The 14,450-nt window shown below is 59.3% G+C and carries 12 protein-coding genes and 1 pseudogene; 7 read left to right on the top strand and 6 right to left on the bottom strand.

Translation table 11 applies throughout. The annotated features are described in order from the left end of the window. Positions 1–122: 122 nt before the first annotated feature. Positions 123–2,009: a SurA N-terminal domain-containing protein gene (locus IPJ12_00550; GenBank protein MBK7645702.1), complete on the bottom strand. Its 1,887-nt coding sequence runs from the start codon at positions 2,007–2,009 to the stop codon at positions 123–125. A gap of 92 nt (positions 2,010–2,101) precedes the next feature. Then, positions 2,102–3,523 carry a PLP-dependent aminotransferase family protein gene (locus IPJ12_00545; protein ID MBK7645701.1) on the bottom strand — a complete coding sequence of 474 codons (1,422 nt, stop codon included), beginning with the start codon at positions 3,521–3,523 and terminating at the stop codon, positions 2,102–2,104. A 144-nt stretch (positions 3,524–3,667) separates the two neighbouring features. Between IPJ12_00545 and IPJ12_00540 the strand changes: the two genes are divergently transcribed. After that, on the top strand, positions 3,668–4,033 hold the full coding sequence (locus tag IPJ12_00540; protein MBK7645700.1) for a DUF2917 domain-containing protein: 366 nt from the start codon (positions 3,668–3,670) through the stop codon (positions 4,031–4,033). Here the strand turns inward: IPJ12_00540 and IPJ12_00535 are convergent. Further along, on the bottom strand, positions 3,987–4,199 hold the full coding sequence (locus IPJ12_00535) for a hypothetical protein (GenBank protein MBK7645699.1): 213 nt from the start codon (positions 4,197–4,199) through the stop codon (positions 3,987–3,989). The two genes, IPJ12_00540 and IPJ12_00535, sit on opposite strands and share 47 nt — an antisense overlap. A gap of 154 nt (positions 4,200–4,353) precedes the next feature. On the opposite strand from IPJ12_00535, the gene IPJ12_00530 reads away from it, so the two are divergent. Together IPJ12_00530 and IPJ12_00525 are read left to right on the top strand one after the other, a co-directional pair. Beyond that, positions 4,354–4,518: a hypothetical protein gene (locus IPJ12_00530; protein MBK7645698.1), complete on the top strand. Its 165-nt coding sequence runs from the start codon at positions 4,354–4,356 to the stop codon at positions 4,516–4,518. Positions 4,519–4,697: 179 nt separating this feature from the next. Continuing rightward, positions 4,698–5,042, top strand: coding sequence for a CZB domain-containing protein (locus IPJ12_00525; GenBank protein MBK7645697.1), 345 nt, complete (start codon positions 4,698–4,700; stop codon positions 5,040–5,042). A 146-nt stretch (positions 5,043–5,188) separates the two neighbouring features. Here IPJ12_00525 and purL read toward each other — a convergent pair. Continuing rightward, positions 5,189–9,119: pseudogene (purL, locus tag IPJ12_00520) on the bottom strand (phosphoribosylformylglycinamidine synthase). 387 nt (positions 9,120–9,506) lie between these two features. Here purL and IPJ12_00515 point away from each other — a divergent pair. Next, positions 9,507–10,304, top strand: coding sequence for a transcriptional regulator EpsA (locus tag IPJ12_00515; GenBank protein ID MBK7645696.1), 798 nt, complete (start codon positions 9,507–9,509; stop codon positions 10,302–10,304). On the opposite strand, the gene IPJ12_00510 is transcribed toward IPJ12_00515, so the two are convergent. Together IPJ12_00510 and IPJ12_00505 are read right to left on the bottom strand one after the other, a co-directional pair. Next, a complete protein-coding gene (locus IPJ12_00510; protein ID MBK7645695.1) occupies positions 10,272–10,358 on the bottom strand; it encodes a hypothetical protein in 87 nt (28 codons plus the stop codon). The two genes, IPJ12_00515 and IPJ12_00510, sit on opposite strands and share 33 nt — an antisense overlap. A gap of 188 nt (positions 10,359–10,546) precedes the next feature. After that, on the bottom strand, positions 10,547–10,819 hold the full coding sequence (locus IPJ12_00505; protein ID MBK7645694.1) for a DUF2164 domain-containing protein: 273 nt from the start codon (positions 10,817–10,819) through the stop codon (positions 10,547–10,549). A gap of 63 nt (positions 10,820–10,882) precedes the next feature. Between IPJ12_00505 and IPJ12_00500 the strand changes: the two genes are divergently transcribed. The 3 genes from IPJ12_00500 to IPJ12_00490 all read left to right on the top strand — a co-directional run bounded on the left by IPJ12_00500 (position 10,883) and on the right by IPJ12_00490 (position 14,381). Further along, positions 10,883–11,176, top strand: a complete 294-nt coding sequence (locus IPJ12_00500; GenBank protein ID MBK7645693.1) for a hypothetical protein — start codon at positions 10,883–10,885, stop codon at positions 11,174–11,176. A 131-nt stretch (positions 11,177–11,307) separates the two neighbouring features. Further along, complete coding sequence (gene glpK, locus IPJ12_00495; protein ID MBK7645692.1) at positions 11,308–12,816, top strand: glycerol kinase GlpK; 1,509 nt, start codon at positions 11,308–11,310, stop codon at positions 12,814–12,816. Then, positions 12,813–14,381, top strand: coding sequence for a glycerol-3-phosphate dehydrogenase/oxidase (locus tag IPJ12_00490; GenBank protein MBK7645691.1), 1,569 nt, complete (start codon positions 12,813–12,815; stop codon positions 14,379–14,381). The genes glpK and IPJ12_00490 overlap by 4 nt, the downstream gene beginning before the upstream one ends. Positions 14,382–14,450 lie beyond the last annotated feature (69 nt).

Genomic DNA, 14,450 nt, shown 5'->3' with positions numbered 1-14,450 from the left:
TCTGGTTTAATCCAGTCGGCGTTTTTATTTGGACTTGTCTGGACTTCTCCAACCGTTTCTCAATAAAAAACCAGGCAATAAAAAAGCGGGCCATAGCCCGCTTTTTGGCATGAGAAGAAAATTTACTTCTCTTTGGCGTCCAGTGCGGCCTGATTGATTTCCACCTTGTAACGACTGCGCAAGGCAGCCAGGTAAAGCTGAACTTCTTCCTGAGCAACCAGATTGCCAAGTTGTTTCAGCATGCCCTGCTTGCTTGTGTCGTCGAGCTTTTCACCAGCTTCAACTTTGATCAGCTTGTACAGCGCGTAACCGGCGCCAGGCAGTTCGACGCCGGTATAGGAAGGCAGCTTGCCGGTATCCATGCGGAACACGGACTGGGCGGCAGGTGCTGGCAATTGACGGGCATCCAGGCGCGATACCGTCCGGGAAGTGCCCCAGGTCAGCTTGTCGTCACCTTTCTTCAAGGCTGCAAGTCGCGCTTCTCCATCCTTGGCGGCCAGCACTTGAGCCTCTTTTTGCTTGAGCAGGTTTTCGATGCTGGCCTTGACGCTGTCAAAGGGCTGCAATGCCTTGGGCTTGTAATCGGCAATGCGTGCAGCAACCAGTGTGTTGGCGGCGATTTCGACGGCCTCGGTATTGCGCTTGTTCTTTACGGCTTCATCGGAGAACAAGGCGTCGATGATCTTTTCGTTGCCCAGCGTACCGTTGGCCGGATTGGCCTTGCGGCCAAGCCAGTCGGAGTGCTGGATGGTCAGCTTGTACTTGTCGGCGACCGGCTTCAGGCTGTCTGATTGCTCATAAACCATATTGCTGAAGGCTTCGGCTGCTTCGGCAAATTTGCGCGAGCCAGCCGATTTCTTCAATTCGGACTCAATTTCGGCACGGACGTCGGCCAGCGGCTTTTCCTTGGCGGCGTGAATGCCGGTCAGCTTGATGATGTGGAAGCCGAAGTCGGATTCGACCACCCCGGAGATTTCGCCTTCCTTGAGGCGCTGGGTGGCGTCCTCAAAGGATTTAACCATTGTGCCGCGCCCGAAGTAACCGAGATCTCCACCCTTGGAGGCAGAACCCGGATCGTCGGAGTTCTTCTTGGCCAGATCGGCGAAGGCTGCCGGGTTTTTACGGATTTCCGCGAGCAGTTCTTCGGCCTTGGCTTTTGCCTTGTCCTTGCCCAGTTTTTCGCTGCCGATCAGGATGTGACTGGCGCGGCGCTCTTCGGGCTGCACGTAGCGATCCTTGTGTCCGTCGTACCAATCCTTGATTTCGGCATCGGTGACAGCCAGTTGGCTGGCAATGGCGTCCATCGAGAGCACGACATAGTCGGCCTTGGCCTGCTCCGGTGTCTCAAATTGGCTGGCGTTCTCGTCATAGAATTTCTTGCTGGCGTCGTCGGCCAGCTTGACCTTGCCGACGTAGCTATCCAGGGCGAGGCGATATTCCGTCACTTCACGTTTTTCCGTCTGCAGATCAAGCAGGCGATCAGCCACAGAGCGGGCAAGCAGGCTGGATTGTCCGATGGCGCCGGCCAATTGTTGCAGGGTCAGATCCTGACGCAGCTGCGCTTCAAACCCTGCTGGCGACATGCCTTGGGCACGCAAGGCGGCTTCGTAGCGCTCGCTGGAGAATTTGCCGTCGACCTTGAATGCGTCAATGCCGCCGATTGCCTGGCGGATGGCTTCGTTGCTGGCCACTATGTGCTTCTTGTTGGCGTCAATGAGTAGCAGGCGCTGGCTGATCAGGTCATCAAGGATGGCCTTGCGTGCTTCCGGATTCTCCAGCATCTTCGGATCGAATTTATCGCCCAGTTGGGTACGCAGGCGATCCTGCTGTTCGCGCAGGGTCTGCTGGAACTGCTGCTGGGTGATCTTGATATCGCCAATGCTGGCGACGTCACCGCCCGAACCTGCGTTACGCATGTAAGAGTCAACGCCAAAGAAGGCAAACGGCAAGGTGATCAACGCCAGAAAAACCTGGACGATTCGTTTGTTATTGCGGACTGCGTCGAACATGAGGAGAAAAATCCTTCCAGTGCGTTCAAAAAGGCAATTACTGCTTGCCCAAAAGGCCGAATAATACCGTAATTTTTGGCTCGCCCCTTGGCTTAAGGGTTGGAAAAGATGATACCCAGACGACGGACGGCGTCCTCGATTTCGGGTGTGTGCGGGTTGCCGCAGTTGAGGCGCAGGCAATTCCGGTACATGCCGCTGGCTGAAAACAGTTCGCCCGGGACGTAGGCTAGATTTTCAGCAATGGCTCGCTCATGGAGGCTGGTGATGTCGATGCCTTCCGGCAGTTCGATCCACAGAACATACCCGCCTTGCGGCTGGGCGATGCGGGTGGCCATTGGAAAATAGCGGCTGACGGCCAGCCGCATGGCCTCGACCTGCCGTTCGTAACTGCGGCGCAAGGTGCGCAAATGGCGTTCATAGGCGCCGGATTCGAGATATTCGGCCAGTACCAGTTGGGTAATTGGATTGGTGCCGCCGCTGGTGATGGTTTTTTGCAGAGCAATCGTCTGGCGATGGCGCCCCGCCGCGACAAAGCCGATGCGCATTGAGGGTGACAGGCTTTTTGAGAACGACGAACAAAGCATTACGTTGCCGGTGGTGTCGAACGCCTTGATCGGCCACGGGCGGTCGCCGCCAAGATGAAGGTCGCCGTAAATATCGTCCTCGATGACCGCGACGCGACGTGCTGCGGTCAACCGGGAAAATTCACGTTTTCTGGAATCCGGCATCACGCAGCCGAGCGGATTGCTGCCATTCGACACGATCAGGCAGGCGGCAATGCCGCCGTTCCGCGTCGCTAGATCGAGCGCTTCGACCGACATGCCGGTACGCGGATCGGTAGGGATTTCCAGCGCTTTCAGGCCCAGCGTTTCCAGTAATTGCAGCATCAAATAATAGGCTGGCGACTCCACCGCTACGGTATCGCCCGGTTGGGTGACGGCACGCAGGCATAGCCCGAGGGATTCGGTGCAGGAATTGGTGATGACAAATTCGTCTGCCGCCAGCGGCCCGCCCCAGGCCAGCGAGCGCCGTACCAGCTGGCGAACCAGCGCCGGCTCATCCGTATTGATATGGCTGCCGCCTTCGAGCAGTCGAGGATGGCGCCGGGCCACGCCGGCATACAAACGCTGCAGCGCCGCTACTGGCAACAATGAAGGGGCAGGTAGTGCGGCCGCCAGCGGCGCAACGCCCGGCCGGCTGCCCGCCTGCAGGATGCGCACCAGCCGCTGCGAAATATCCACCGGCATGGGCGCCTCCGGGGTCGAGCGGGCCACCGGTTCAGCCCTTAACGGGATGGGCCGCTTCACGAAATAGCCTGACTGTGGGCGGACCTCGACCAGGCCGCGGTCCTCCAGTTGGCGTAGCGCCTGAACGACCGTGGACACCGATACCCGCTTTTCCTGCGACAGGCGACGCACGGAGGGCAAGCGGTCGCCGTGTGACAGGACACCATTGCCGATCATTCCCGCCAGATCGGCCGCCAGTCGCTCATAGCGCAACAATTCTTCTGACATGAATCACCCATACAGTTGGACTGAAGTGCGACCAGCACAGATTGATTTCCGTAGAACTGTATTGGTCACAATTTAAATATATTGCAACTGTACCAATAAAATTCGGCGCTCTAAACTGCTTTGCATCCAGAGAAGGAACGTGCCATGCAAAGCGACCTGTTCCAGCGGGAAATTCAACTCTTATCCGGCCACCCTTTACGGCTTGAAAGCGGGCATGGCGTTGTGATCAGCTGTGTGTCCGGAACGCTTTGGATCACGATTTCCGGAGAGTCGGGCGATATCTTTCTACGCCCCGGGCAGCAGTACAGGCTTGTCAGCAACCGTCTTACACTGGTTGAGGCCATGAGTGCCGGTAGTCTTCAACTGCTACCCGCACCCGGGCGGGTCACGCTGCTGCTTGTCTGGGCTTCCTGCTGCCGTCGACGCTTCAAGGCTCTGGGGCAATTCGTATTTGTCGATCGAATCAATCGAACAGGTCCGGTTCCATCGGCAAAAGATTATCGCGCTTGACGGTCAGGCGTACCGGCACGCCCTGCTTGCCGATGGCTTCGACCACCATCCGCCCGGCCGATGCCTCGGCCACTACGCGAACGTTGCGTATCGACTGGCGAGTGCGGCCTCGATAGGTCACCAGCATGCCGGCAGGCGGAAACCAGGCTGATTTTGCGCGCGACATTGTGAGCCTCTTGTAGATCACCAATGCGCCAAGCCTACCTTGTAAAAAATATTTCACGAATACTGTACATCCATACAGCTTTCGTATAATCTGCACTCGAACGCCAGATACTGTATATCTAAACAGTTACCAATCACTCGAAGGAGTCGACATCATGAAACGTTTGCAACAGTGGTTCGATCTGATCGCCGGCATTTCCCATGACGAACAGGCCCGCCTTGAACGTGCACGTGCCATCTTCTGCACAAGCAGCACCGACGTTGAAGCGCTGCAGACCCCAGCCTGCTGGCGACGTCATGCCCGTGTTGGTCGCACCTGAAATAGCGTCAGGAAAATTTCTGATTTTGGGCTGTTTTTCCGGTTGACCGCAGAATTAATCTAAAACTGCCCCCAAAAGCACTCTGCACCCCCTTGTCCATAAGCGCGCCTGCGGCATAATTCAGTCTTCGGCAAGAGCGGCATCAAGCCGTCAGCCATCAGATCTCCGGAGAACTGCCCATGAAGCGTATTGACATCGATAGCGCCATACGCTTGCACACGCAATGGCGCCGCCAATTCCTGAACGCCTTTGCCGGCGGCAACTACGCCGACATGCCGCTCTCTGAGCATCGGGGCTGCATGCTGGCCAAGCTGCTGAATGAAGCCGAGGGCATCGATCGCCAGTCAGCTGATTTTTGTCAGCTTGTCGTTATCCATGACCGTTTTCATGCAATGGCCAACGAGATTCTCGAGCTCAGCAATAATGGCCTTGCCGATTGTGCAGACCTGCTGCTTCCTGAGCTTAACGAAGCTTCGCATCAACTGGTTGGCCAACTCGACAAGCTGCGGCTCGTCCAAGCCTGATAATTCACAACAAATCAGCGATTGCCTACGGCGCTGATGAGTACTGCGGTCAACCGGAAAAAAAGCCGAAAATTCAAATTTCTGCAGATTGAAAGCAAATAAAAGGGACTCCGCGGAGTCCCTTTTTACCAAGGCAACAAGCCGGATCAACCCACCCAACGCCGCGCGTTGCGGAACATGCGCATCCACGGCGAATCCTCGCCCCATTTTTCCGGGTGCCAGGACATTTGCACCGTACGGAAGACGCGCTCCGGGTGGGGCATCATGATTGTGAAGCGACCATCAGCCGTAGTCACCGCCGTCAGGCCATTCGGCGAACCATTCGGGTTGTACGGGTAAGCCTCGGTCGGCTCGCCCTTGTTGTCGACGTAGCGCACGGCGGACAGTACCTTGCTCTGGTCGCCGACGTTGTCGAAGACCGCCCTGCCCTCGCCGTGCGAAACAACGATCGGCACTTGCGAACCTTCCATTCCGGCGAAGAAGATCGACGGTGAGTCAAGAATTTCGGCCATCACGAAGCGGGCTTCAAACTGCTCGACCTGGTTGCGGCGGAAAGCTGGCCAGTTCTCTGCCCCCGGGATGATGGACTTGAGCGCGCTCATCATCTGGCAGCCGTTACAGACGCCCAGTGCGAAGGTGTCTTTACGGTTGAAGAAGGCGGCGAATTCGTCACGGCAGCCGTCGTGCATCAGGATGGTCCGCGCCCAGCCGAGACCAGCGCCAAGTACGTCGCCGTAGGAGAAACCACCGCAGGCGACCAATCCCTTGAAATCCTTCAGGCTGACGCGGCCGGCGAGAATGTCGCTCATATGCACGTCGACCGCAGCAAAGCCGGCCTTGTCGAAGGCAGCGGCCATTTCGTAATGGCTGTTGACGCCCTGCTCGCGCAGGATGGCAACACGCGGACGGCCGCTGACTTGCGTATAGACCTGCGTGAAATCATCCTGCGTATCAAACGTGACCTTTGGCGTCAGACCCGGATCGGTGACATCGAGGATGCGGTCGAATTCCTGTTTGGCGCAATCCGGGTTGTCGCGCATCGCCTGCATCTGGTAGCTGGTCTCGGACCAGGCGCGTTGCAGATCGACACGCTTTTCGCGCAGCACGCGCTTGGCGTTGCGCGTCACACGGATTTCATCCCACTGGTTCATGTGACCAACGAAGTGGTACGGCACTCCGCAGGCACGTAGAATCGGCGTGACTTTTTCGCGCTCAGAACGGCGGATCTGGATCAGGGCACCGAGTTCCTCGTTGAAGAGCGCGCGGACGATATGCTCGAAATCACGGCCAGCCAGCAGATTGGTCAGCTTTTCGGAACCGTCGACATCGCCGGCGCCAGCGTCATAGCAGATACCGTCCAGATCGAGCGACACCCCGCGACGGGTAGCGAAGGCCATTTCGCAAGCGGCCACGAACAGGCCGCCATCCGAACGGTCGTGGTAAGCGAGCAACAGGTCGTCGCGATTCAGTTTTTGTACGGCATCGAACAGGCCCTTGAGCTTGGCCGGTTCATCGACGTCCGGTGCATCGTTGCCGGTCGCGTTGTAAACCTGCGCCAGGGCCGAGCCACCGAGGCGGCTCTTGCCGAGGTCGAGCAGTAGTAGTTCGGTATCGCCTTGATCGACGGCCATTTGCGGCGTTTTGGTCTTGCGCACGTCGTCAACTGCCGCAAATGAGGTCACGACCAGCGACAGCGGCGACACGACTTGCTTCTTCTCACCACCATCTTCCCAGGCGGTGCGCATCGACAGCGAATCCTTGCCGACCGGGATCGACACGCCAATCGCCTTGCACAGGTCTGAAACTGCTTCGACGGTATCAAACAGGCGGGCATCCTCGCCCGGCACGCCGCACGGCGCCATCCAGTTGGCCGAGAGTTTGACCTTGCCAAGATCCCCGACATCGGCGGCGGCCAAATTGGTCAGCGCCTCGCCAATCGCCATGCGGCCGGACGCCGGCGCGTCGAACACGGCGAGCGGGGTGCGCTCGCCCATGGCGAAGGCTTCACCGAGATATCCTTGATACCCCATCGTGGTGACGGCGACGTCAGCCACCGGCACCTGCCACGGGCCGACCATCTGGTCGCGGGCGGTCATGCCGCCGACCGAACGGTCGCCAATGGAGATCAGGAAGGTCTTGTCGGCGATGGTCGGCAGACGCATCAGGCGATAGGCGGCGTCCTTCAGTTCGATGGCGGTGGCGTCGAAGGAGACGAAGGTTTCCGGCTGGTGCGTCACGTCGCGCGTCATGCGCGGCGGTTTGCCAAGCAGCGCTTCCATTTCCATGTCGACCGGATTGACGCCGAAATGCGCATCGGTGACGGTCAGATGGCCATCGCCGGTCGCTTCGCCGACCACGGCAAACGGGCAGCGCTCGCGCTCGCACATGGCCTGGAATTCGGCGATGCGGTTCGGCGGAATGGCCAGTACGTAACGCTCCTGCGATTCGTTGGACCAGATTTCAGCCGGCGACATGCCCGGCTCTTCGGTCGGCACCTTGCGCAGATCAAAAATGGCGCCGACGCCACCTGAATGGGCCAGCTCCGGCAGGGCATTGGAGACACCACCGGCACCGACGTCGTGCACCGACAGGATCGGATTGTTCTTGCCCATCTGCCAGCAGCGGTCAATCACCTCTTGGGCGCGGCGCTGGATTTCCGGGTTGCCGCGCTGAACGGAGGCGAAGTCGAGGTCTTCGGCATTGGAACCGGCCGTCATCGACGAGGCGGCACCGCCACCCAGGCCGATCAGCATGCCGGGGCCGCCCAGTTGCACGAACTTGGTGCCGACCGGGAAGGTTTCGTCCTTGAACGACTGCTCGGCCTGAATGCTGCCCAGACCGCCGGCGATCATGATCGGCTTGTGGTAGCCGCGCACCGTGCCGGCGACATCCTGCTCGTAAGTGCGGAAATAGCCGGTCAGGTTCGGGCGGCCGAATTCGTTATTGAAGGCGGCGGCACCAATCGGGCCTTCGAGCATGATGTCGAGCGCCGAGGCGATACGCGATGGGCGGCCGTAGGCGTGTTCCCACGGCTGCGGCGCATCGGGCAGATTCAGGTTGGAAACCGAGAAGCCGCAAAGACCGGCTTTCGGCTTGGAACCCTTGCCGGTGGCGCCTTCATCGCGAATTTCGCCGCCGGAACCTGTGGAAGCACCGGGGAAACGGCGAAATGGCGGTCGGGTGGTTGTGCGTCTCGACCTTGGTCAGAATGTGGGTCAGCTCTTCCTTGTAGGAATAGCCGCGGTCGGCATCCGGGTAGAAGCGCTGGATGGTCGCGCCTTCGATGATCGAGGCGTTGTCGGCGTAGGCCATGATCGTGCCTTGCGGCGCGGCGGCGTGGGTTTCGCGGATCATGCCGAACAGGGTTTTGTCCCTGGCCTGCCCGTCGATCACCCACGAGGCGTTGAAAATCTTGTGGCGGCAGTGTTCGGAATTGGCCTGGGCGAACATCATCAGTTCGACGTCGGTCGGATTGCGGCCGGCCTTGGTGAAGACATCGAGCAGATAATCGATTTCGTCGTCGGACAGGGCCAAGCCGAGCGAGCTGTTGGCATCGACCAAGGCTGCCTTGCCGCCAGCCAGTACATCGACAGTATTGAGCGGCTTCGGCTCGAAATGGCGGAACAGTTCGCTCGCTGTATCAAAGCCGGGTAGCACGGATTCGGTCATCCGGTCATGCAGCAGGCTGGCGACGGTCTTCTTTTCTTCGGCCGTCAGGGCGCGGCCACCTTTGACGACAACATGGAAGGCGATGACGCGCTCTATACGTTCGATGGCATCCAGATCGCAATTCCAGGCGATATCGGTGGCCTTAGACGACCATGGCGAAATGGTGCCGATGCGTGGCGCCACGAGAAACAATTCGCCGGCTTCGGTGTCGGCTGGTTTTTCTTCCAGCAGTGTTGCCAGCTTGGCACGCTCATCGGCATTCAGGGCGCGCTTTTGCGCCACGACATGCCAGTAATCGGCCGCCAATGATTCGATATCCGACACGGCCGCAACCAGGCGGGCTTGCAGGCGTTGCAGACGGAAGGCGGAAAAGGCGGCGTCGCCCTTGAGGCAAAGAATGTCGGCCATTGGAGAGTGATTTCAGGTTAGGCGGAGAGGCCGGCATTATACCTGAGCCCGGTATGGCGCCGGGGTGCGGGGAAGAACTTGCTATCGGGAAATCGTGCCCCGGTGATCAAGGCTCGAAAGCAGCCTCGCTGCTCTCCACTCATTGTCGATCTCTGCAATTGCATTAAAACAACATCGCCAGCTAGCCAGCATCCGCAATATCTGCGCAAATTGCACGAATGCGCATTTTTGTGGCAATTTCACGGTCAACCGGAAAAATCGGCCAAAAACCTGAATTTAGGATGCGTCGTCACTACTTATAGAATTACCTGTGAAATATTTGATACTCGGCGGATGAGCGCCGTCGATACCATTTAGTCTGCATAAACAAATGGACATCCCAGCCAAATGGCACCCACCGAAACCGCCCTGAATCCAGAGACCGCCATCAGGATCATGCAAAGCTCTTTGGCCGTCCAGACTCACTTTCAGCTATTGCTATGGCTGCAAGGTACGTTCCAGGAAGCGATTCCGCATGATATTTTGATCTCATTCAGCGGCACGGTGGGTAGCGACCTATATCACTATGACATCGTGTCGGCGACCCCGGGATTACGAACGGCTAAAATCCCGCACGCCAGCATCAGCGAATTCAGAAATGGGTTTTATCAGCACTGGAAGAGCGGCGGCGAAAGAGTCACTTCAGCCACCATGCCCGATGGTTGCGGTAGCGGTATGGATGCATCAGCTCTTTTTGCAGAATTACGTTGCATGCAACAAGTTTTATTCCATGCAATTCCAGACGCGCGTTTCAATGTTGACCACCTTTATATCCTGTTGCGCCGCACGGGGAGTTTTAACGATCGGGAAAGAAAGTGCTTCGAGCTGCTGCTTCCGCACATCGATGCCGCCATGCGAAAAATCGATGGCTTGCCGGTTATTGAGCCGGAACACATTGCGGCGCCCGGTTTGCTGACATCACTAATCAAATCCGGCTTGAGCGAACGTGAAATCGAGATTCTCGAATGGGTTCGCAATGGCAAGACCAATATCGAAATCGGGATGATTCTCCACATCAGCGCCAACACGGTAAAAAACCATTTGCAGCGGATCTTCCGGAAAATCAACGTCAGCAATCGCGCCCAAGCCGTCGGCAAGCTTGAGGAGATTGAGTCAAGGATCGACACCCTGCAACTTGTCGCCTAGTCGCCTAGTCCCGCCAGAAATAGATCGCCAGACACAGTGCGACGCCGATGACATACAGCATTGCTGTTCCCGATATCGCGTAGGGATAGAACATCAGCGCAATCCCCATCCACTTGATCTTGGCGCGCGCCATTCGCTTGCCATGGCGATAGGCAGCAAAGCCAATCAGGCCGAAGACAATGGCGCCGATCAGATAAGCCGGCGTTGGCATAGCGAAGCCGAGGCCGGAGAGCGTGTCCAGTTCATCCATGGCGCTTACCCTGCCCCTTTTTCACCCAGTACTGAAACTCGTCCTCGTAGATATCGACATCCAGTTCCATGACCCTGGCCTGCAAACGCGCCTGGGCGTCGGCCACGGCCTTGTTGTATACGACAGGCCCGATTTCCTTGAGGAAAAAACCGAGCAGTGCGCCGGCATCCAGACTGCCAATTTCCTCATCCAGGTTCTCGGAAAAATAGCGCTGGATCGAAGCAATGGCAGCCTTGCTGGATTCGGGAGAGATTTCGATGGTCATGGTGGGGGTTAGTGACGGCAAGCTGTCAGTGTAGATGCAAGTGACCCGTTCGCGACAAACGGGTTGCGGGCCGCCAGCACCGCCATCGTCGCGGCGTTGGCGCTCGAAGGCGTTGGTATCGCCAGACTCAACGAATTGCTGGTCTCGCCGCTCGTCCGTCAAGGACGCTTGCAACAGGTGCTCGCCGACTACACCGACGATGAGTGCATCCCCATCTACGCAGCGACGCTACAGCATCGACACCGTCTGCCAAAAGTTCGCGCCTGCATCGACTACAGGCAGGAAAGCTTCGCCCTACCGCGCGAAGGCAAGGCACGCGCAGCGGATTTTTTGTTTTTGGGCAATATTTCCGGTTGACCGCAAGCATCGTGCATCAGTGTGCCGGCAACGGCAATTAAGGCCGAAAAGCCCAACGGTCGCGCCACGGCAGCCGGATTTCCTTCGTCATAGCCAGTATACTGATCGGACACTGACCGCTGGAGATCTGCATGAACGCTCAATCCGATCAGTTCGTCCTGGCCCTCGATCAAGGCACGACCAGCGCCCGCGCCATCCTCTTTGGTCGTCTGGGTGATATCCATGGCATCGCCCAACAGGAAATCACCCAATACTATCCGCAGCCCGGCTGGGTCGAGCACGACGCCCATGAAATATGGCAGGCGCAGCTGGCCGTGGCACGCAGCGTTTTGCACGAAAACGGCGTTTTGGCCACCCAGGTCGCCGCCGTCGGCATCACCAACCAGCGCGAAACCACCGTGCTGTGGGACAAATCGACTGGTGAACCGCTGCATCGCGCCATCGTCTGGCAAGACAGGCGCACTGCCGATATTTGCGAAACATTGACGGCGGCCGGCCATGCCGAACTGTTCCGCCAGCGCACCGGCCTCGTGCTCGATGCCTATTTTTCCGGCACCAAGCTCAAATGGCTGCTTGACCATATTCCCGGTAGCCGCGCCCGGGCCGAGCGTGGCGAACTCGCTTTCGGCACCATCGACAGCTGGCTGGCCTGGAAGCTTTCCGGCGGTCGCGTACATGTCACCGATCCGTCGAATGCCTCACGCACCCTGCTCTTCGATATTCACCGCCGGTGCTGGGATGAGGACCTGCTGGCGCTGCTCGACATCCCCCCGGCCCTACTGCCGCACCTGGTCGACAACAGCGGCGAAATCGCGACCATCGACGCCGAATGGCTGGGTGCCCCCATCCCGCTCAGCGGCATGGCCGGCGACCAGCAGGCAGCCACCTTCGGGCAAGCCTGTCTTGAACACGGCATGGCCAAAAACACTTACGGCACCGGCTGTTTTCTGCTGATGAATACCGGCCCGCAACCCATGGCTTCCAGCCACCGTCTGCTTACCACCATTGGCTGGCAGCGCCATGGCCAAACCACCTATCTGCTCGAAGGCAGCGTCTTCATGGGCGGGGCCACCGTACAATGGTTGCGCGACGGGCTCGGCCTTATTTCCAGCACGCATGATATCGAACCTCTGGCCGCCAGCGTGCCGGATAACGGTGGCGTCTATTTCGTACCCGCCCACACTGGCTTGGGCGCGCCCTACTGGGATCCGTTTGCCCGTGGCGCGCTGTTCGGCCTGACGCGCGGAACCACCCGCGCCCACATCGCCCGCGCCGCGCTCGAAGCCATCGCCTTCCAGAGTGCCGATGTGCTGCAAGCCATGGAAAAGGATGCCGGCCACGGCCTTAGGGAATTGCGCGTAGACGGTGGAGCCGCCAACAACGACCTGCTGATGCAATTTCAGGCCGACCTGCTTGGGGTGCCCGTTGTGCGCCCGCAAGTCACCGAAACCACCGCGCTCGGCGCCGCCTATCTGGCCGGGCTGGCAGTCGGCTTCTGGCAGGACGTAGCCGAATTGACGGCACTCTGGCAAACCGAACGTCGTTTTGAGCCGAACATGGCCGAAGACGAGCGCGCTACGCTGTTCGCTCATTGGCGCCGAGCCATCGAACGAACGCTCGGCTGGACAAAAGAGCCATGAGCAACGCCCCGGCCAGCCGCGCTGACCGCTTTGCCAGTCTGCGCGAAGCCCGCTCGTGGGACGTGCTGATTATCGGCGGTGGTGCCAGCGGCCTCGGTGCCGCAGTCGACGCCGCAGCCCGGGGCTACCGCACCTTGCTCGTCGAAGCCCGAGATTTCGCCTCAGGCACCTCGTCGTGCAGTACCAAGCTGATCCACGGTGGCGTCCGCTATCTGCGCCAGGGCGACTTCGCCATGGTCCGCAACGCCCTGCACGAACGTACTTGCCTGCTCAATAACGCCCCGCATCTGGTCCACCCGCTGGCCTTCATCATTCCGGCCTGGAGCAACTTCGACCGCATCATCTACGCGGTCGGCCTCAAGCTTTACGATCTGCTATCCGGCGGGCATGCGCTGGAAGCCTCGCGCAGCCTCAATCGGCAAGAAGTCATCGCCGCCCTGCCCGGCCTGTGCACCGCCGGATTGAGTGGTGGTATCCGCTACTGGGACGGCCAGTTCGACGACGCCCGGCTCGCCATCACGCTGATGCGGACCGCCACTGATCTCGGTGCCACCTGCCTCAATTACCTGCCGGTTACCTGCCTGCTGAAGACCGCTGATCGAATCACCGGCGCCATCTTGCGTGACGCCGAGAGTGGCGAAGAGTTTGAGATCAGCGCCCGCGCCGTCATCAACGCCACCGGCGTCCATGCCGACAGCCTGCGCCGCCTCGACGAACCTGATGCACCGCCGCTGCTCACGCCCAGTCAGGGCATCCACCTCGTCGTCGATGCCGATTTTCTGCCCGGCCAGCAGGCGCTGATGATTCCAAAAACCGAAGACGGCCGCGTCATGTTTGCCATCCCGTGGCAAGGCAAGGTACTGCTCGGCACCACCGACACCCCGCGCCCTGATCTGCAGCAACTCGACGACCCGCAGCCGCTGGCCGAGGAAATCGACTTCCTGTTGCGCACCGCCGCCAGCGTGCTGACCCGGCCACCGACCCGCGCCGACATCCGTAGCGCCTTCGCCGGCTTGCGCCCGCTCATCCACCCCGACCACAATGACAAGAAAAATACCGCCGCCCTGTCGCGCGAACACGCCATTCTGGTCAGCCCTGGCGGCCTGATCACCATCGCCGGTGGCAAATGGACGACCTACCGGCTGATGGCCGAACATGTTATCGACCGCGCCATCGAAGTCGCGGGCCTGACCGCCGCGCCATGTCCAACCCGAACGCTGAAACTACACGGCTGGCAGCGAGGTCAGTCCACCGATCTCTACGGCACGGATGCACCAGAACTCGCCACCTTGCCCGGCCATGACCAGCGTTTGCATCCCAACCTGTCCTGCACCGAAGGCATGGTCCGCTACGCCATCCGCCACGAAGCGGCGCGGACGATCGAGGATGTCCTGGCACGGCGAACGCGTGCCCTGTTTCACGATGCTGCCGCTGCCGAAGCGTGCATCGAACGCATCGCCGGGATATTCGACGAAGAGCTGAAGCCGAATACGGAGCAACTGAAGGCGATGGCTGATCGGGCTCGTGAGCGCACCAGTCGCTTCAGGCTGACTTCGTTAGCCTGAGCGCCTCCCCTCTTGCTCGCTGGCAATTTTCAAACGCCACGGATCATTCAATGGGTAACGTGTATTTCT

This window comes from Betaproteobacteria bacterium (assembly GCA_016709965.1).
GTDB classification, from domain to species: domain Bacteria; phylum Pseudomonadota; class Gammaproteobacteria; order Burkholderiales; family Rhodocyclaceae; genus Azonexus; species Azonexus amarohabitans.
This window is presented reverse-complemented; position numbering and strand designations above follow the sequence as displayed.